The organism is Streptomyces sp. NPDC046759 (assembly GCF_040645475.1).
Taxonomy (GTDB): Bacteria; Actinomycetota; Actinomycetes; order Streptomycetales; family Streptomycetaceae; genus Streptomyces.
This window is the reverse complement of sequence record NZ_JBEYYJ010000044.1, coordinates 13,991-32,826: the sequence shown is the minus strand read 5'-3', so window position 1 is coordinate 32,826 and position 18,836 is coordinate 13,991. Positions and strand designations below refer to the sequence as shown.

12 protein-coding genes are annotated in these 18,836 nt (G+C 73.8%); 6 read left to right on the top strand and 6 right to left on the bottom strand.

The annotated features are described in order from the left end of the window. Positions 1–396: 396 nt before the first annotated feature. Complete coding sequence (locus ABZ919_RS38175; RefSeq protein WP_361257840.1) at positions 397–1,239, top strand: hypothetical protein; 843 nt, start codon at positions 397–399, stop codon at positions 1,237–1,239. Here the strand turns inward: ABZ919_RS38175 and ABZ919_RS38170 are convergent. Beyond that, the gene (locus ABZ919_RS38170; protein ID WP_361257837.1) at positions 1,226–3,643 is read right to left on the bottom strand and encodes a polysaccharide lyase 8 family protein; all 2,418 of its coding nucleotides are present in this window, start codon (positions 3,641–3,643) and stop codon (positions 1,226–1,228) included. The genes ABZ919_RS38175 and ABZ919_RS38170 overlap by 14 nt on opposite strands. Before the next feature lie 119 nt (positions 3,644–3,762). Between ABZ919_RS38170 and ABZ919_RS38165 the strand changes: the two genes are divergently transcribed. Continuing rightward, on the top strand, positions 3,763–4,455 hold the full coding sequence (locus tag ABZ919_RS38165; RefSeq protein WP_361257834.1) for a peptidoglycan-binding domain-containing protein: 693 nt from the start codon (positions 3,763–3,765) through the stop codon (positions 4,453–4,455). Between the two features lie 504 nt (positions 4,456–4,959). Next, a complete protein-coding gene (locus ABZ919_RS38160; protein ID WP_361257911.1) occupies positions 4,960–5,433 on the top strand; it encodes a flavin reductase family protein in 474 nt (157 codons plus the stop codon). A 250-nt stretch (positions 5,434–5,683) separates the two neighbouring features. Here ABZ919_RS38160 and ABZ919_RS38155 read toward each other — a convergent pair whose 3' ends face one another. The 4 genes from ABZ919_RS38155 to ABZ919_RS38140 all read right to left on the bottom strand — a co-directional run bounded on the left by ABZ919_RS38155 (position 5,684) and on the right by ABZ919_RS38140 (position 12,086). Continuing rightward, positions 5,684–8,083, bottom strand: a complete 2,400-nt coding sequence (locus ABZ919_RS38155) for a SpoIIE family protein phosphatase (protein WP_361257831.1) — start codon at positions 8,081–8,083, stop codon at positions 5,684–5,686. A 171-nt stretch (positions 8,084–8,254) separates the two neighbouring features. Beyond that, positions 8,255–8,629, bottom strand: coding sequence for a hypothetical protein (locus ABZ919_RS38150; protein ID WP_361257828.1), 375 nt, complete (start codon positions 8,627–8,629; stop codon positions 8,255–8,257). Between the two features lie 443 nt (positions 8,630–9,072). Further along, positions 9,073–9,990 (bottom strand): MurR/RpiR family transcriptional regulator, encoded by a 918-nt coding sequence (locus ABZ919_RS38145; RefSeq protein ID WP_361257825.1) that lies wholly within the window; start codon positions 9,988–9,990, stop codon positions 9,073–9,075. Positions 9,991–10,067: 77 nt separating this feature from the next. Further along, entirely contained in the window at positions 10,068–12,086 is a 2,019-nt protein-coding gene (locus ABZ919_RS38140; protein ID WP_361257822.1) for a phospholipid carrier-dependent glycosyltransferase, read from the bottom strand. Positions 12,087–13,057: 971 nt separating this feature from the next. Between ABZ919_RS38140 and ABZ919_RS38135 the strand changes: the two genes are divergently transcribed. After that, a complete protein-coding gene (locus ABZ919_RS38135) occupies positions 13,058–14,890 on the top strand; it encodes a hypothetical protein (RefSeq protein ID WP_361257819.1) in 1,833 nt (610 codons plus the stop codon). A gap of 3 nt (positions 14,891–14,893) precedes the next feature. On the opposite strand, the gene ABZ919_RS38130 is transcribed toward ABZ919_RS38135, so the two are convergent. Further along, positions 14,894–15,556, bottom strand: a complete 663-nt coding sequence (locus ABZ919_RS38130) for a nucleoside/nucleotide kinase family protein (RefSeq protein ID WP_361257816.1) — start codon at positions 15,554–15,556, stop codon at positions 14,894–14,896. An 86-nt stretch (positions 15,557–15,642) separates the two neighbouring features. On the opposite strand from ABZ919_RS38130, the gene ABZ919_RS38125 reads away from it, so the two are divergent. Both ABZ919_RS38125 and ABZ919_RS38120 read left to right on the top strand, forming a co-directional pair. Beyond that, a complete protein-coding gene (locus tag ABZ919_RS38125) occupies positions 15,643–16,383 on the top strand; it encodes a beta-phosphoglucomutase family hydrolase (protein ID WP_361257813.1) in 741 nt (246 codons plus the stop codon). Beyond that, entirely contained in the window at positions 16,380–18,734 is a 2,355-nt protein-coding gene (locus ABZ919_RS38120; protein ID WP_361257810.1) for a glycosyl hydrolase family 65 protein, read from the top strand. The genes ABZ919_RS38125 and ABZ919_RS38120 overlap by 4 nt, the downstream gene beginning before the upstream one ends. Positions 18,735–18,836 lie beyond the last annotated feature (102 nt).

The following is an 18,836-nucleotide window of genomic DNA, read 5'->3' as shown; positions in this document are numbered from 1 at the left end:
CCACAGCCCGACGAACGCCGTCCAGGTCGGGGTCCGAGCCGGGCAGCAGCGAGTTGTCCAGGTGCTGCCGCACTGCGGAGGCGGCCCGGCCGATGGGTGGCCACGGCGGCCATCCGCTCCCGGCGGACCGGGACGCCTGCGAGCGCGGCGGAGGCGAGCCGTTCGGCTTCGGTGATCGATCGCCCGCCGGGCACGGCCGCTCCTCGGGTCGCTGAGCGGGACACCGTGGCCCGCGCCCCGGCCACGAAGGTCGCCTCCCGGGCTCGAATGGTGCGGAGGCCCGGCCCGGGGAGGGGAGGGGCCGCACCCCGACGTAACCTTTCTGCACCCATGGCCGACACGGCCCACCGCCGCACCGGCCGCCGACACGGCCGAGCCCGCCCGAGGAGACCCCGTATGCCCGCCGCCCGCCCCCGCCTGCTCTACGTCACCGACCTGGCGTACGAGGCCCGCGGGCGCCGCTACTGCGACGAGGACGTCTTCCTCACCTCCCGGCTCCGCGACCGCTTCGACCTCGCCCTGTGCCACCCCTTGGACGCCGCGGCCCTGATGGACGGCTTCGACGCCGTGGTCGTCCGCAACAGCGGCCCCGTCCTCGGCTACCGGCACGCCTACGACGCCTTCCGCGCGCAAGCGCTCGCGACCGGCACGCGCGTCTACAATCCGCTCACCGGCAAGGCGGACATGGCGGGCAAGCAGTACCTGCTCGACCTGAGCGCCGCCGGTTTCCCGGTCATCCCGACGGTCGGCCGCGCCGAGGACCTGCACCTGCTGCCGGACGCCGGTCGGTACGTGGTCAAGCCCATGCTCGGCGCCGACTCCCTGGGCCTGCGCATCGTCCCCGCCGGCCAGGTCGCCGCGCTCGCGAGCGGCGACGTCCTCATACAGCCCCGCGTCGACTTCGTCCACGAGGTGTCCTTCTACTTCGTCGACGACGACTTCCAGTACGCCCTCTACGCCCCCGACCCCCGGCGCCGCTGGGAACTGAAGCCCTACGCGGCCACCGCCGCCGACCTGGAGTTCGCTCGGCGCTTCATCGACTGGAACGACCTCGGCCACGGCATCCAGCGCGTCGACGCCTGCCGCACCCTGGACGACGGCCTCCTGCTGGTCGAGCTGGAGGACCTGAACCCCTACCTGTCCCTGGACGCCCTGCCGGAGGAGACCAGGGAGGCCTTCGTGACCGCGTTCACCGCGTCCCTGAGCCTGTTCGTGCAGGGGGCGCTCAGCGCAGCCTGACGGTGACCCGCTGGGTGGCCCCGGCCGCGTCGGTGAGATCGCCGAAGACCAGCGTCAGCGTGGAGCCGGCGCGCACCGAGGCGAGCGTGGCCGGTGCGGACGTCACGGCGGCGACCGCCCGCCGCCAGATCAGGGTGAGGCTCGCACGCATGCGCATCGGATCGCTCACCGCGATCACGGCGGTGCCGTCGTCCCGTTCGCTGATCATGGCGCAGCACGGGTCGCTCGCCGTGAGGGTCCCCACCGTCCCGCCGGACCAGAAGTTCACCCCGGTGAAGCCGAGCGAGCGCACGGCAACGCCCTGCCCGCGGTCGCCGTTGGCGAGCACCGTCAGCCACTTCGCGTCCGCGGCGCGGGCCTGCGTACGGGCCGCGCCGGCACCCGGCAGCACGAGGTAGGCGTACGACGCGTTCGCGGGGTCGGTGCCGTGATCGACGTACATCGTCAGGTACCTGCGGTTCAGGACGGCCGTCGAGCCGCTCTTGTTGATCGTGCTCCAGCTGCCGTCACGGGCGTCGCGCAGGGCACACACCGTCGCCCCGCCGGGGAACACATAGCCGCCGTGCCCGCCGATGTGCGCCCAGGCCGCCCGGGTGAGCGTCGCCGACCAGGGGTGGGAGGCGGGCTGCACCGTGCCGTCCACGGTGAAGGGCGAGCCGCCGGTGGGGCCGAGGTTGCGGTTTTCGACCGTCGTCTCCACGGCCGTGCCGTCGGTGCAGGTGATGCCCGCGCCGAGGCAGACGACCGTGTCGTCCAGGAAGAACCACGACTTCTTCGCCACCAGCGTCGACTGCAGGCCCTTGAGGTGCTGCCCCACGGCGGCCCACCGGCCGTCCGTCGCACCGCCCACCCAGGTCACGTCCGGCTTCGCGACCCCCCAGTCGCCGCCGGCCCCGTCGGCCAGTGCCTTGCGGGACACGGTCGTGCCGGGCAGCCGCCAGGGGTCGACGGTGGGCCAGAAGGCGTCGCTGTACTGGCCGTTCGCGAAGGTGTCGCCCCACCAGTACAGCATCCCGGACCCGGTGTGCCAGCCGCGCAGGTTCTCTCCGTTGCCGGTCTCGTAGTAGGTGATCCGGCTGTCGGCCATGCTCAGCGCCGCGGCCCAGCCAGGACCGCGGTGGGTCGCCCGTGCCATGGACGGGAACAGCCGGTGCCCGACCGGCTCGGGGACCGCCGTCACCGACCCGTCGTCCCGGAGCCCGTCGAGCCGCGCCAGATGCGGCAGGCTCAGCACCGGGTCGGCGAGCGGCGGGCTGTAGTGGTCCCGCTGCATCCAGCCCTTCACCAGAGCGCGCCAACGGGCGTTCTCCACCGCGCTCGCCCCCTGTCCGAGCAGCACGATCGAGGCCAGGATCGGGTGGCCGCGCAGATGGTCGTCCTGCTGGATCCGCTTCGGGTCCGCCGCCGCGAGCCCGCGGCTGATCGCCCGGCCCGCGACCGCGTCCATGACCAGGCCGTTGTGGAGGAACGGCGCCCAGGAGCGCTCCACCGCGTCGAACACGATCTGCCGGTTCGGGTCCGTCACCTCCCAGCTGGACCCGGCCAGCAGCGCGAACAGCAGCCCGAGTCCGCCCAGCAGGACCGAGCCGTAGGAACCGGTGTACGGCACCGTGCCGTGCTGGATGAACGAGCCGTCGGCGTACAGACCGTCGCCCGAGGTGACGTACGGGAAGACGGGGGAGAGGGCGTCACGGGCCAGCGCCACCTTGTCCGCGCTCGCCCCGAGGAGCCCGCGCAGCGCCAGCACCCGGCACAGATCGACCCGGTTCGCGCCCGTGCTCGTCCCGCTGTAGCTCGCCACCGCCGAGTCGGGGACGAAGTGGTCCACCGCCGCGAGGCAGCCGGCGAGCCGGGTGGCGGACAGGACGTCGTACATCAGCACGCACGCGTCCAGCAGTGCCTGCGGGGCGCCGATCCGCCAGCTGTACCAGTTGCCGTACCAGGTCTGGCTCGCGTTGTAGACGTCGTCGTGGAGGTGGTCCAGGCCGGTGAGGATGGCGTCCCGCAGGTCCGCGTCGCCGGTCATCCCGGTGGCCGGCTGGCAGTAGGCCTGTGCGAGCGTGCCGAGCCGGGTGCAGCTGGTGTTCATGTTTCCCGAACGGCCGTACGGCTCCTGGCCGGTGTCGGGACCCGGGTCGGCGTAGACCAGGTCGGGCCACAGGGAGCCGGCGGCGGGGGCCATCGTGGCCCGGTACCGGTTCGCCGTCGTACCCAGGTCGGCGAGCCGGCTCCGGAACGGTTCGGTGGCGGGGTCGAACCCCTCGCCGAGGATCAGGGTGCGCCACCTCGCCCGGAGCGTCGCGAACTCGTCCGACGCCGCGGACGCCCGGGTGCCCAGACCCAGGGCGGCGGCGGTCTTCGAACACACGGTCAGGAAACCACGGCGTGACCAAGGAGTCGTCATGACGGCGCTTTCTAGCATGCGCGGGCGGAGAGGACGGGCTGAACGCGGCTGCCGCCGGGGCCGTATCTCAGCACGGGGAGCTCGGAAGTCCCGCCCGTACGGGACGGAAGGAGAGCCAGGTGCCGACACCGCCCGATCCCGCACGACCGCACGCCGGACCCGTCCTGGAACCCGTCCGGGTGCTGCGGCTCCGCAGCTTCGACGCCCTCGCGGAGCTGATGCGCGAGATGGAGACCGACTCGGTGCCGGTGGCGCGCACCAGTGACGACGAGACACAGGAACTGCCGCCCGTGCCGCCGGACCGCAGCTCCGCCGGCACCGGGAGCCCCGCCCGCCCCGCCCGCGGTCTGCGCCGGACGGCCGTCGCCGTGGCCGTGGCCGCCGCCGCGCTCCTGGGCTTCGGCTGTGCCCTGCTGCTCCCCGCCCGCCAGGAGGCCGCCGCGGCGCCTCCCGTGCACCGGCCGGCGACCAGCGCACCGCCCACCGCGGCCCCTCCCGTGCACCGGCCGGCGACCAGCGCACCGCCCGCCGCGGCGCCACTCACACCCACCGCGTCCGCCGACCCCGACGGCCCCGGCACCCTCCGCCAGGGTGACACCGGCCCCCAGGTGACCGAACTCCAGGAACGCCTGCTGCGGATACCGGACGTCTACCGCGACGGCTCCACCAGCGGCACCTACGACGCCAGCCTCACGGCGGCCGTGGCCCGGTTCCAGCTCTGGTACGGCATCAGCGGCGACGAGACCGGCGTCTACGGCGACGACACGCGCCGCGCCCTCGAGTCGCGGACCGCCCCTGACGACGATTCATGAGCGGCACGCGGGGAACCCCGGGACGTCGATGCCCCCACGAAGTGAGCCGGGACCGGGCCGCAGCGGTGACGGGTGCCGCCGGGGTCTCTCGCGCCCCCGCCCCACCGCGCTCCGCCGTACGTGTTCCGTCCGCAGTCCGTCGCACCGTCTGTGTTCGTCGTGGCGCCGTGCGGGGTGGCGCCACGGGGGAGGCCGGCGGTGCGGCAGGCGTGTGAGGCGCGGGCGGTGCGGTAGGCGTGTGGGGCGCGGGCGGTGCGGCAACCGCGAGCGGCCTTGGCCGGGGGCGGGCGTGACGGACCCGGCGGGGTGGCAGGCGCAACGGGCGGGGGTGCCAAGGAAACCATGCCGGACGCGCAGGACGGGGGACACGGCGGGCACACGAGCAGCATGGCAAGCATGGTGGACGTGGACGGTACGGTGAACATGGCGGACGTGAGCAGCACGGGGAGCGCGGCGGACGTGAGCGATACAGGGAGCGCGGCAGGGCTCGGGCCCGACGACGGTATGGACGGCTTCTTCGGTCGGCTGAACCCGGACATGTGCGTCGTCACCGCCGTGGCCGGCGGCGAGCGGGCCGGGTGTCTGGTCGGCTTCGCCTCGCAGTGCTCCATCCGGCCGCCCCGGTTCGTCGTCTGGCTGTCCAAAGCCAACCACACCTACCGCGTCGCCCGGGCCGCCCAGCACCTCGCCGTCCACCTGATCACCCGCGACCAGCGGGAGCTCGCGGAACTGTTCGGCGGCCGGACCGGCGACGAGACCGACAAGTTCGCGTGCCTGGACTGGACGGAGGGGTACGGCGGCGCAGTGGTCGTGCGGGACGCGGCGGCCTGGTTCGTCGGCGCCATCCTGCACCGCACCGAGGGCGGCGACCACGTCGGCTTCGTCCTGGACCCGGTGCAGTGGGGCGAGGGACGCGGCGGGAAGCTGCTGCGCCTGTCCGACGCGGTCGGTATCAAGGCCGGCCACCCCGTGGACTGAGTGCCTTCGAACACCGGGCAACGGCCTGGGAAAGCCCTTGCCGCGGCGGTGACCTGGCTCCATCATGGGCACCCCGCGGCCGACGGCCGCGTGTTCCCCGCACCACGATCGAAGGCCCGCCCGATGACCGGCTCCCGCCTCCTCGGCCTGCTCGCACCCGCCGTCTTCCTGTCGGCCCTGCTCGTCGGCGTCTGCTGGTACTGGCGACATCGCAACGACGACTGACCCTGGCCCTGCCGGCCGGGCGGCCCTACGCCTCCGAGGCCGCCTCACCCTCCAGCGGCATCCTGATGTCCAGCACGCACACGTCGTCGCGCCGCTCGTCCGCGAGCATCGTGGCGAGCAGCGCGTCCAGGGAGCCGGAGTGGCTGCTGTCGTGGGAGCGCACCGCTTCGGCCAGCCGGCCCAGGCCCGCGTCGAGGCCCTCGCCGGGCCGTTCGACCAGGCCGTCGGTGTACAGCAGGAGCCGGTCGCCGGGTTCCAGGCGGAGCTCCGCCGACTCGTAGACGGGGGCCGCACTCGCGCCGAGCAGCATGCCGCCCGGCCGGTCGAGGAAGCGCACCTCGCCCCGGCGCACGAGCAGCGGCGGCAGATGCCCGGCCTGCGCCCAGGCGAAGATCCGCCGGTCGGGGTTGTAGCGGCCGAGCACCATGGTGGCGGTGGTCTGGCTGTCGCGGGAGTGCAGCACCAGGTAGTTGAGCCGCGTCAGCGCCGTGGTCAGCGAGGAGCCGGTGGTGACCATGCCCTTCGCGATAAACCTGAGCTGGGCCATCGTGGCCACGGCGTCGATGCCGTGGCCCGCCACGTCACCGACCACGAACAGCGCGTCGTCGTCGGGCATCTCGATGGCGCTGAACCAGTCGCCGCCCACATGGATGCCGGACTGCGCGGGCAGATAGGCGACTTCGACCCGAAGCCCGCCCAGCCGTACCGGCTTGCTCGGCAGCGGCAGCAGGGCGTGCTGCAGTCGGGCGGCCAGTGCCCGCTCGGCCTGCAGGACGCCGCGCTGCAGCAGCATCGCACGCTCGCTCTCCACCAGCGCCAGTTCCGCGCTGCGCTGCCGGGTGAGGTCCTGGATGAAACCGTGCACCTCGGCCGTGGTGCCGTCCGGCGCCGTGACGGCCTCAGCGACCAGCCGCAGATGCCGGACACCGTCGGGCGCCGTGATGCGGAACGGGATGTCGAACGGCCGGGCGTGACGGAGGAGTTCGGCGATCGCGTGAGCGAGCGGCTCCGCGTCCTCCGGCAGGGCCACGTCCGGCAGCTGTTCCAGGGCGAGCGGCTGCTCACCGCCGGACCGTCCGAGCACGGCATACGTCTGCTCGGACCAGGAGGCCTCCCGGGTGACCAGGTTCCAGTTGGCCCAGCCGAGGTTGCCGAGCCGCTGCACGTCGGCCAGGCGCTGCTCCTGGCGTTCCACGGACTCGTGCCGCAGCCAGGTCACCAGCAGGCCCTCGCCCAGCGGCGCGGCCCGCACCGAGTAGGTGCCGTTCACGGGCACCTCGCCGACGACGTCCTGGTAGAGGAACGGCTCGCTCTCGAACGGCACCCCCGTCCGCATGGCCTCCAGATAGCCCTGCCACAGCGGCTCGCCCGCGACCGACGGGTAGCTCTCCAGGACCTGCCTGCCGACCATCTCCCGGCCGGCCCGGCCGAACACGTCGACCGCCTCCGAAGTGGCCGCCCGGATCCGGTAGTCCTCCACCTCGCCGGAGGCGGAACGCAGCGGAGCCAGCAGGATCGCCGCACCCGGCAGCGCGTCGAACACCGCCTGCACGGTCTGGGTGACGCCGTCGCCGGTGCGCTCCTGGTCGGAGTCGAAGGCGCGCAGCCGGCCCGCGCACAGCCGGGCCACGGCGCGCAGCAGTTCCCGTTCGCGCGGCGTGAACGCCCCGCTGCGGCGGCGCAGTACGCCCAGGGCGACACACGCGGCGTCCCGGGTCGGCACCGGCAGCCAGGCCCGGCTGGGCCAGCGCTCCGGCGACTCCCCGATCAGCAGGTACCGGTCATCCTCCCCGGCGAGGTCCTCGAGCCACCGTGGTTCGCCGGACCGCAGGGCGTCGAGCGGCACCACTCCGGTCGCCGGGGGCACGTACCTCCACTGCGCGGCCAGCGTCGGGTCCACGCCGGCGTACCCCAGCAGTTCGAGTCCGCCCTCCGGCACCCGCTCGTACAGCATCACGGCGTCGGCGTCCGCTTCGGCCGCGAGGTGGTCCAGCAGGCACCGCGCCAGCTCGTGGGGCGTGTCAACCCGGACCAGGTCCCGGCCGACGTAGCCGAGTATCTTCGCGAGCTCCACCGTGCCGGTGGGCGCCACCCTCCAGGAGCCGGCGGTCGGCGGCCCGGCCGCGGCCGGCGGTGCGCCGGACGGCTGCCGACTCGGCGGCGGCAGTGCGCCCAGGGTGAGCCAGCACTGTTCGAGGATCGTGCGGTTGCCGTCCTCGGCGCGCTGCAGCAGCACCTCGTGCGCGGCTTCCGGTGTGCATCCCGTGACGGCCATGAGCACGCCCTTGGCTCGCTCCAGGACCGCCGAGGACGCGGCCAGGTCCCGCAGGCGTTCCAGCTCTGCGCGCTGCCGGGCCACGACCTTGGCCAGGGCCGACAGCTCGGAGCCGGCGCGGTCCACCGGGTGCAGGGGCTCGCTCGTCACGGGATCGAGGATTGCACATCACAGGCCGTTCGATCACTCGTCTGCCGGGTCCGGCTTCATACGGGCGTCACCGGAACTCCGTGAGACCGCCCCGCGGCGGTCGTGACGTCTCCACGGACAGCGGCGGACGGTGCCCCTCTGCCTGGCCGGAGAGCCGGGCCGGGCCGGAGTTCAGCGGCCCGCGCCGCGCCCCGCCAGGGCTTCGCTGACCGCGCGGACGCTGCGGGCGATGTGCTGCAGCTGCAGCATCTCGGCGGCGTACAGCTTGATCGTGTGTTCGATGACCGACTCGGGCAGTCCGAGCATCGGCAGCTCGGCCCGGGCGGTCTGCAGTGCGGTCCTGGCCACCCTGATCTCCTGCTGGACCTGCAACTGGGCGTGCCGGGCGAGCAGGACGGGGTGGCGGATCAGGGCCGGATAGCTGGCGTAGCGCGCGGGGATCAGCTCGCGCAGCCACTTGGCCGCCGAGCGCTCCCAGTCGTACGAGCCCGGCGTCTTGACCTGGCAGGGCCAGTCGGGGCTGATGCGCGTACTGGTCAGAGGCATGATGATCGCTTCCGGTGTGCGGCGTCGTGAGGGTGTCGACGGGTGTGGGGCGGCCCCGGCCTAGGGGATGGCCGGGGCCGCCACGGGCGCGTCGTGCAGACGACGCGCCCCGGTACACCCCGGGCGCCGACGTGGGTAGGGGACGGCGGCTGGGGGTGTACGTGCGGGGACCCCGGTCGTCCGGAACCGGCGCTGCGCGGCGACTTGCAAACGCATGGGCGGTCCGTCGGCTTTCTCGGGGCGGGTGGTGCGAGCGGTGGATCCGCAAGTGCGGAACACGCCCGGAGTGGGCCGGGCGAGGAGCAGTATTTATATATGCCGTCCGCTTTGCAAGACGTATGAAAACATTCATGCGTGATTTGTCGTGGATGATCCCGTTCGGGATGCGGGAGGCCGCAGGATCTTCACCGCGCCCGGCGGGTGGGCGCGTGATCTGCCGGGATTCAGTCCCTCTGGAAGAACTGGTGCTGGTCGGACAGCTGCTCGTACTTCTCCAGACGGGCCTGGGTGCGCTCCGGGTCCGCGTCGGTCATGGCTTGCAGCAGCGCGGCGGCCACCATGCCGGGCGCGGCGTACGAGTCGAACACGAGCCGTGAGCCGGTGCCGATGGCGAAGACGACGTCGGCCTCGTCGGCCAGCGGTCCGAGCGCCAGGTCGGTCACCAGGGCGACCTGCAGCCCGGCGTCGCGCGCCACCCGGACGGCCTGCAGCGTCTCCTGGGAGTGCCGGGGCATGGCGAAGGCGAGCACCCAGGTACCACCGGCTTCACGGCACTGCAGCAGCGCGTCGTAGGCCACGCTGCCGCCCCGTGTCACCAGCCGTACGTCGGGGTGAATCCGGCGGGCGGCATAGCCGAAGTACTCGGCCAGGGACTCCGAGATGCGCAGGCCCAGCACCGTCAGCGGAGTGGAGCGGGACAGCTCGCGACCGACCCGGATGATCTGGTCGGGGTCGGCGAAGTCGCGCCGCAGGTTCTCCAGGTTCTCGATCTCGGCGTCCACGGCCGCCTGCAGCTCGTTGGCCCGGTTCTCCTCGCCGGGGCCGCCGGCCAGGGTGCTCAGCGCGATCGACTGGAGCTTCTCGCGCAACGCCGGGTAGCCGCTGAAACCGACGGCGGCGGCGAAGCGGGTGACCGAGGGCTGGCTCACCCCGACCCTGTCGGCCAGCTCGGTGATGGACAGGAACGCGGCCTCGGTGATGTGCTCGATCAGGTACTGGGCGATGCGCCGCTGTCCCGGCGACAGACGAGGGCCGTCGAAGAGTTCCCTCAGCCGGGAGGTCGGGGCGGCCTCGGCCGCGGGCACGGTCTTGCCGGACGTGATCGCTGACGCCTGTGCGCGTGCCTGCTGCGGCGAGGGCACCGGTCCGCCTCCATTGTCTGCCACAAGCACTCAACATAGCTCACCCACCGTCATGAACACGGGTTGAGCAGGAGTTTTCAGCGCCGGTAGAGGCTGATCGAATGGCCCACCTCACCGACCGGCCGGCTGCTGCCGATCAGCTCGGCGAGCCGTCCGCGTGCCTTGGCGACCGCCGAGTCGGACACCACCAGCAGGCCGTGCACGCGCTCCGGCGGCACCGTGCGCGGATCGGCCGCGTGGATGCCGTAATACGACGGCACGCCGCTGCCCTTGTACACCAGCCACACCCGCTCACCCGGATACCGCAGGCGGAGCCGGTCGGCGAGCCGGCCCAGGTCCTGCCCCCAGTCGACGTTGGAGTCGTGCAGCAGCCGGTGGGTGCGGGCCGGCCCGCCGAACGCCTCGTTGGCGTACGGCAGGTAGTACGGGAACGTCCGCAGCGAGCTCACGGCCGTGAGCAGCACCAGGGCGGCCGCCGCCGCGGCGGCCGTCCCCCGCCGGCCGGGCCGTGGCGCGCAGGCGGCCGTCACCGCGAGGAACATCGGCACGAACAGGGCGTATCTCGTGCCGAATTCCCGCGATCCCGTCATCGCCGCAGCCAGCAGCACCCCCGGCGGCAGCAGCAGATACGGCGCCGTGGCCCGCAGCCGCCGTACCGCCACGACCGCCAAGACGCCGGCGCCGCCCAGCACGAGCAGCCCGAGCGGTGTCTTCACCAGCAGGGCGACCGGCAGGTAGTACCAGAGGCGGCCCGTGTACAGGTGCCCGAACAGATACCCCTGCCACGGCTGGTTCTCCAGCGCGAACTGCACCCGCATCCCGGCCCGGTAGGCATCCGGCAGCGGCAGCAGGTCCACCAGCAGGTCATGCAGCCCGTGCAGGGCCGGAACCGGTTCGGCGGGGGCGAACCGCAGCCGCGGATCGACCGCGAGATAAGCGGCCCAGACGACGGCGATCGCCACCACTCCCACGACGACGGCACCGGTGACCGCCACCAGCGGCTTCCGCCACCGCCCGCCGGCAGGGACCGCGAGCGCGCAGCGGGCGCCCCTGTGCCGGTGCGTGCTCTGCGGACCCGTGCGCAAGGGTGGCGCCTTCGCCGCCCGGCCGCCGAGCGCGCCGGCCATCGTGGACAGGGCTTTCCGCCGGCCTGCGTCGCCCGGGTCCACGAGGGCGGAGAGCACCCGGCGACACCGGCCCGTGCCGGCGTGCGGCCCGGACGCCCGGGGCAGCTCCCGGGCCGCACCGGCGCCGGTGGCCGTCCCGCCGGCCGGGGAGGGCTGTTCGTCGCGGACCGTGTCCGTGTCCGTGCCCGGGGCGCTCGCCGGCGACACGCGTCGGTGCCGGTCCGCGGCGAGGGCCGACAGCGCGGCCAGGACCAGCAGGACCGGGACCGCCGGCAGGGCGCTCATCTTGGTGGCCGTGGCCGCGCCCAGAGCCGCGCCGGCGAGGGGCAGGTACAGCCGGGGCCGCCGCCGTGCCCGCCACACCAGCCAGGCCGAGGTCAGCGCGAACCCGGCCATCGGCACGTCGAGCGTGGCCAGCGAACCGTGGGCGATCAGGTCGGGAGAGAAGGCGTACAGCGCGAGCGCCGCCAAACCGCCCACCGCGCCCGTCAGTTCGCGCGCGAAGGCGAAGGCGACCAGCCCGAACAGCAGCGTCAGCACGATCACCGGCACACGCGCCCACAGCATCACCCGCCAGGGGTCGTTGCCCGACTCGTACAGCAGGTGTCGGCCCACGTCCCCTTGGATGCCGGTGAAGGACGGGTCGTAGCGCGGGTCGGCCACCGCCACGCCGGCCGCGATCAGCAGCTTGCCGAGCGGCGGATGCTCGGGGTTGTAGCGGATCCGGTGCTCGTGCAGATAGTCGGCGGCCGTCGCGACGTACACCGGCTCGTCGATGGTGGGGGTCTGCTGCACCGCCGTGGTGACCATCGCCGCGGCCATCTGGGCGAGCAGCAGCACGGCCAGCAGGGGCACCAGCCACTGCCGGTGGCGGCGCAGCCATGCGTGCGCGCCGCCGGGGTCCGGCCGGGGCGGTCCTGCTACGGAGGTCTCACGCGTGAGGACCAGGTGCTGTGCGCGCGCCATCATCCGCCCCGCGGTGGCACCGGCCGAGGGGCGCCGGGAACGGTCATGGGCCGGAACATGGCCCTACTGTCGCACCGCTCCCGCCGCCTCGCGGGTCACCGCTTCACGAGTCGTACCGACAGACCTTCTGCCGTGTACACCGGTACGGTCCGCAGCCGGTCGGAGTTCATCCCGAGCCGGGGGAATCGGCCGAGCAGCCGGGGCACGTCATCGGCCGAGCAGCCGGGGCACGTCGAGGACCGGCAGGGTGCTTCCCCCGGCCGGCGGCCGTTCGGTGCCGAGCCGCCGCGGCAGCACCGCCGCGCCGCCCGGTGCGGCCGAGTGCCCGATGGGCAGCGGCGCCTCACGGCCGACGCCGGCTGACCTGGAGCGTGCCCGCGCCCTGTGCGCACGCGCCGCGCGCCCGGAGCCGCCCGGTCACCCGCAGCGTGCCGCCCGCGACTCCGCGTGCCCCGGTGCGGGGGAGCGCGTCTCCGTGGCCGAGCGCGTCCCGTGGCGGAGCGGGTCCTCCGGGCCGAGCGGGTCCCTCCGAGCCGAGTGGGTCCTGCGAGCCGAGTGGGTCCTGCGAGCCGAGCCCGTGCCCCCGAGCGAGCCCGTCCCCCGAGCCGGCCACCGGCGAGCCCTCGGCCGGCACCGTCCCGGCCCTGTACCGGTTGCGGCCGCCGGTCAGCGTCAGGCAGCCGGTGCCGCGCCCGGTCAGGCTGCCCCGCCCGTCGGCGTCACGCGGCCGGCGGATGAACCCGACGCGCGCGCCGCACAGCATCGCGCCCGCACGCACACCGCACGCGGCGTGGGCACGAGGAGTTCGTCGCCGGCCCTCGCGGACGCCCGGAGCCGGCGCGTTCCTCACCGCTCGTCCGCGCGATGTTCGCCTCGCCGACACTCGCCCTCGCCCCGGCGCTCACCCGCCTCCCCGTCGTCCACGGGAGACTGGTGGACGGCCTGCCGACCACCGGAACGAAGGGCTGAACAGCGTGCATCTGCCGTACCAGCGCGGCCCGCTGCACGACCTGCCGGACACCCCGCAGGCGTACGACGCGGTCCTCGCCGACGTCACCGAGCAGGCCCTCGCCCGGATCACCCCCGAGGGCAGCCTCGAACATCCCGACGCCCACCTCGACGTCGGTGACACCTCCCTGGGCGTCACGTCCCTGCTCGCCCTCGCCTGGCAGCGCGGCAGGGACCCCCGGCTGCCTGCGGCAGTCCGCCGCAGCCTCGCCTTCCACCTGCGAGAACGCGTCCCCACCGAGGACAACCCCGGCTACCCGAACCTCAAGGTCACCGACTGCGGGCTGCCCCACGCCCGCTACGTCCTCGAGGCGGGCGCCCACCCGATCGGCGACTGGCCCAGCACCGTCTGGGCGCTGCTCCAGGCGGTCAACGTGCTCGACGCGGCCGACGGCCTCCTGGACGGTGAACAGCGCGCCGGACTGGCAGAGGTGGCGCACGGCTACTGGCGCTGGCTGACCGAGGCCACCTGCTTCAACCCGCAGGAGGCGGGCAACCAGGCCATCGGCTGTGTGGTCGGGGGCCTCATGCTCGCCCGGCACCTGCCCGCCGGGCAAGCCGAGCCGGTCCGCTCCCGCGCCCTCGCCCTGTACGCCGACCGGATCCGCGCCCACCGGGTCCGCGACCGGGGTGCCCTGCTGCCGCCCGAGCACGGCGGCGCCTACGACAACAACTACGGCCCGATCTCCCTGTCGTTCCTGGCCCAGGCCCACCGGGTCAGCGGCGAGGAGATGTTCGCCGAGGACGGCGACACCCTCGCCCGCTACCTCGACGCCCGGCTGACGTCCGGCGGTTACGACTACGGCGGCCCCCGCTACAGCGAACAGCACTCCGGCTTCGAGTCGGTGCTGGGCCTGCGCTACTTCGGCGCGCGCATCGGCTCCGACCTCGGCCGCTACCGGGGCGACACCCGCTGGGCCCGGCACGCGGCCCAGCCGGACGGCCGGCTCGACGGCCACTTCGCCTTCATGCTGGTCTGGCAGATCCAGGACCCCACGCGCTGGCATCGCACCCCGTCGCCGGCTCCCACCCGCCACCAGCTGCGTCTCGGCACGGTCTCGGTCGCCTTCGACAGCCGGATGACCCCCTCGCTGATCGAGGCGGCCGGCACCTACCACCTGCCCGCGGCCGTGCGCCGGCAGCACGGGTTCGGGCCGGTCACGGACGGTTTCCTGCTGTGCCGCCCCATGGGAGCCGTCCGGGTCGCGGACGTCCGCGACCCGGACGGGCTCGCGGCGAAACTGGTGACCAAACCGGTCGTCGGCCGCGACCACGTCCTGCGCCATGTGCGCTCCCTGTACGTCACCGACGGCGCGCGTCTGTGGGTGACGGTCGCCGTGGAGCGGCTCGACGGGGCGCCGTACCTGCTGTCCGGGCTGCCGTACGCCGCCGACGACGGCGACCGGGTGCGCCGCACGTCCGGGGGCGAGGTCGCCTCGGCCGGCGGCCTGCGCCTCACGCACCCGACGGCCCCCGGCGCCGACCACTTCGACACCCGCGCCGAACTCACCCAGGAACAGGCCGCGTTCGCGCTCGCCGCCGATCCGCGTGGCTACGGCAACCCCGACGAGGGCTGGCGTCACCTGGTCTCGTCCAGCGCCCTGGAGGCAGACCCGGCGCCGGGCGCACCGGAGGGACTGCACGTGTTCGCCGTGCGGTACGGACCCGGCGGCGCGTTCACGCCGGTCTTCGAGGAGGGCGCGGACGGGCTCACCGTCCGTACTGAGGGCTTCACGGCAGTCGTCGGCCCGGCGGCGGGCGACAGCCGCGGGGAGCCGTCGCTCACCCTGTGCCGCTGAGCTTCAGCGCTCCGGAAGCACCGGTGCCGGCAGCGCGCCGGCCGGCACCACCAGGTCCGCCCGGTGCCGGGTCGCCGCCACCAGGCCGGCGTTGCGCTCGTCCGTGTCCAGCACCCAGGCCACGGCGCGCTCGTGGTCCTTGCCGAACTCCTCGTGCCGGGCGACCAGCCGGCGGATCCGCTCCTCCTCGGCGAGCTCGCAGAACCAGACCTCGTCCAGACAGGGCCGTACCCGCGCCCACGGCCCCTCCGCCAGCAGCAGGTAGTTGCCCTCGGTCACCACCAGCCGCGCGGCCGGCGGCACCGGGATCGCGCCGGCGATCGGCTGTTCCAGCACCCGCTCGAACCCGGGCGCGTACACCACCTCGTCGGTGTCCTCGCGCAGCCGCCGCAGCAGCGCCGCGTACCCGGCCGCGTCGAAGGTGTCCGGCGCCCCCTTGCGATCCCGTCGGCCGAGCCGGTCCAGTTCGGTGTCGGCGAGGTGGAAGCCGTCCATGGGCACGTGGGCGGCCCACGCCGGCGCGTCGGCGTTCAGGGCGCGCACCAGGTGCTCGGCGAGGGTCGTCTTGCCCGCGCCCGGGCTGCCCGCGACACCGAGCACGGCACGCCGGCCGTCCCGGACGAGGTGACGGGCGCGGTCGAGGAGGTCGTCGAAGGTGAGTGGCACACGGCAGAGTGTGTCATCGGGAGTTTGCGAAAACGTGTGGCGTGCACCACCCACTGGACGGCACCTCATGGGGAACAGTGCTGGGTATGACTCAGCTCGGTCTGCCCGACACCATCCAGGCCTGCCTCTTCGACCTCGACGGGGTCGTGACCAAGACGGCCGTCGTGCACGCGGCCGCCTGGAAGGAGACGTTCGACGCCTTCCTGCGGGACTACGAGGGGGAGCAGGGGCGGCCCTTCGACGCGGTCGCCGACTACGACGAGTACGTCGACGGCCGCCCCCGGGCCGACGGCGTCCGCGCCTTCCTCGACTCCCGCGGCATCCACCTGCCCGAGGGCACCCCCGAGGACCCACCGGACGCCCGTACCGTGCACGGCGTCGGCAACCGCAAGAACGTCCTGCTGCTGGAGAAGATCCGCACCGGGGGCGTCGAGGCCTACGAGGGCACCCTGCGCTATCTGGAGGCGGTCCGCGCCGAGGGGCTGCGCACGGCGATCGTCTCCTCCAGCGCCAACTGCAAGGACGTGCTCCGCTCCGTCGGCGCCGAGCACCTCTTCGACGTACGGATCGACGGCGTGATCGCCGCCGAACGGCATCTGCCGGGCAAGCCGCACCCGGACACCTTCCTCGCCGCCGCCCACGACCTGGGGGTCGAGCCGTCCCGGGCGGCCGTCTTCGAGGACGCGCTGGCCGGCATGGATGCGGGCCGCACCGGCGGCTTCGGCTACGTCGTCGGCGTGGACCGCGTGGGCCAGACCGACGCGCTGTACGCGCACGGCGCGACCGTCGTCGTGCAGGACCTCGCCGACCTGGGAGGCAAGCAGTGATCACCGACAGGTCGTACGGCGTGGAGCCGTGGGCCGTACGGGAGACCGCCCTCGATCTCGACGTCCTCGCCCAGAGCGAGTCGGTGTTCGCCCTCTCCAACGGGCACGTCGGCTGGCGCGGCAACCTCGACGAGGGCGAACCGCACGGCCTGCCCGGCAGCTACCTCAACGGCGTGCACGAGGTGCACCCGCTGCCGTACGCGGAGGCGGGCTACGGCTACCCGGAGTCCGGTCAGACGGTCATCAACGTCACCAACGGCAAAATCCTGCGGCTGCTGGTCGACGACGAGCCGTTCGACCTGCGCTACGGCCGGCTCGTCGCCCACGAGCGGGTGCTGGACCTGCGCCGCGGGGTGCTGGAACGGATCTGCGAGTGGACCTCGCCGGCCGGCTCCACCGTCCGGGTGCGCTCGACCCGGCTGGTCTCGCTGACCCAGCGCGCGGTGGCCGCCGTGGCGTACGAGGTGGAGGCCGTCGGCGACCGCAGCCGGGTGGTGATCCAGTCCGAGCTGGTCGCCAACGAGACGCTGCCGGAGTCGAACGGCGACCCGCGCGCGGCCATGGCCCTGCAGTCGCCGCTGGAGCAGGAGGACCACTTCGCCTCCGGCGGCCGGCTGCGGCTGGTGCACCGCACCCGGCGCAGCGGACTGCGGGTGGCGGTGGCCGCCGACCACCTCGTCAGCGGCCCGGAGCGCACCACCATGCGAAGCGAGAGCGGCACCGACGTGGCCCGGTTGACCGTGACCTCCGTGCTGGAGCCCGGGCAGACCCTGCGGGTCGAGAAGCTGGTCTCGCACGGCTGGTCCGGCACCCGCTCGCTGCCCGCGATGGCCGACCAGGTCGACGCCGCGCTCGCAGCCGCGGCGCACGACGGCTGGCAGGGGCTGCTCGCGGACCAGCGGGCCTTCCTGGACGACTTCTGGGCCCGCGCGGACGTCGAGGTGGAGGGCGACGAGGAGGTCCAGCAGGCGGTCCGGTTCGCCCTGTTCCACGTCCTGCAGGCCGGAGCGCGCGCCGAGCAGCGCGCCATCCCGGCCAAGGGCCTGACCGGTTCCGGCTACGACGGGCACGCCTTCTGGGACACCGAGATGTTCGTGCTGCCCGTGCTCACCCACACCGCGCCCGCGGCCGTCGCCGAGGCGCTGCGCTGGCGGTACAACACGCTGGACGAGGCCCGCGAGCGCGCGGCCCAGCTGGGGCTCGGCGGTGCCGCCTTCCCCTGGCGGACCATCGCGGGACCGGAGGGCTCGGCGTACTGGCCGGCCGGCACCGCCGCCTTCCATGTGAACGCCGGCATAGCCGACGCCGTGCTCCGGTACGTCGAGGCCACCGGCGACTCGGTGTTCGAGCGCGAGGCCGGTGTGGAGCTGCTGGTGGAGACGGCCCGGCTGTGGCGTTCGCTGGGCCACCACGACGGGCACGGCGTCTTCCACATCGACGGCGTCACCGGCCCCGACGAGTACAGCGCGGTCGCCGACGACAACACGTACACCAACCTCATGGCCCGCCAGAACCTCCTCGCCGCGGCCGACGCCGTCGAACGCCACCCGCGCGAGGCGGAGCGGCTGGGCGTGGACGAGGAGGAGAGCGCGGCCTGGCGGGACGCCGCCGAGGCCATGCACATCCCGTACAACGCGGGGCTCCGCGTCCATGAACAGCACACCGGGTTCACCCGCTACCAGCGCTGGGACTTCGCCGGGACCCGCCGCGACCAGTACCCGCTGCTGCTGCACTTCCCCTACTTCGACCTGTACCGCAAGCAGGTCGTCAAGCAGGCCGACCTGGTGCTGGCCATGTACACCTGCGGCGACTTCTTCGACAGCCGGTACGACGAGGAGCAGGTCGCCCGGAACTTCGCCTACTACGAGCCGCTCACCGTCCGGGACTCCTCCCTGTCCGCCTGCTGCCAGGCCGTCATCGCCGCGCAGGCGGGCCACCTGGACCTCGCCTACGCCTACACCAGTGAGGCGGCCCTGATGGATCTGCACGACCTGGAGCACAACACCCGCGACGGTCTGCACATCGCCTCGCTGGCCGGCACGTGGATGGCGCTGGTGGCGGGCTTCGGCGGGATGCGCCGCGACGGCGAGCGGCTGCGGTTCGCGCCGCGCCTGCCCGACCGGCTGAGCAGGCTCGCCTTCAACGTCGAGTTCCGCGGCCGGCGGCTGCGCGTGGACATCGGCGCGGACAAGGCCACGTACGCGCTGCTGGACGGTCCGCCGCTCACCCTGCGCCACCACGGAGAGTCGCTCACGGTGTCCGCCGACGAGCCGGCCGTGCGGGCGGTGCCGCCCGTCGTGCGCCGGCCCACCCCCGAGCAGCCCTTGCATCGGGCCCCCAACGGGGGGTGAGGCGCGCTCCGCCGGGGCACGCCGGTGCGCCCTTGGCCGTGCCGGACATGCCGGGCGTACGGGACGTGCCGTCGGGCGGCTGCGGGCCTCGTCGTGGCCGGT